Source organism: Paraburkholderia sp. BCC1884, assembly GCF_900996225.1.
In the GTDB taxonomy this organism is placed as follows: domain Bacteria; phylum Pseudomonadota; class Gammaproteobacteria; order Burkholderiales; family Burkholderiaceae; genus Paraburkholderia.
In genome coordinates, this window is the sequence record NZ_CAAJGL010000149.1 from 1 (window position 1) to 483 (window position 483).

1 protein-coding gene is annotated in these 483 nt (G+C 67.5%); it reads left to right on the plus strand.

Going from position 1 to position 483, the window contains the following annotated elements:
- The coding region (locus FQ705_RS32530) for a dienelactone hydrolase family protein (protein ID WP_186308102.1) at positions 1 to 483 on the plus strand (483 nt) is incomplete at both ends.

Below are 483 nucleotides of genomic sequence, written 5' to 3' on the forward strand. Positions count from 1 at the left end.
CCACGGTCGACTACATGGCGAAGCAGCCCTACGTGGACGCCAACCGCATCGTGGTGGCCGGCACCTCGCACGGCGGGCTGGTCTCGCTGGCCTACGGCACGGTCGCGGCCAAGGGCGTGAAGGGCATCATCAACTTCTCCGGCGGCCTGCGCCAGGATCTCTGCGACGGCTGGCAGAAGAACCTGGTGAGCGCCTTCGACACCTACGGCGAAAAGACCCAGGTGCCCTCGCTGTGGATGTACGGCGACAACGATTCGGTCTGGTCGCCGGCCCTGGTCGAGCGGCTGCGCGAGGCCTATGTCTCGCACGGCGCGAGCACCCTGTTCGTCGACTACGGCAGCTACAAGGACGACGCGCACCGGCTGATCGTCGACCGCGACGGCGTGCCGATCTGGTGGCCCTCGGTCAACGCCTTCCTCAGCGAGCTGCACATGCCGACCACGGTGCTCTATGCCGTGGCCTGCCCGCACATGCCTTCCGCCT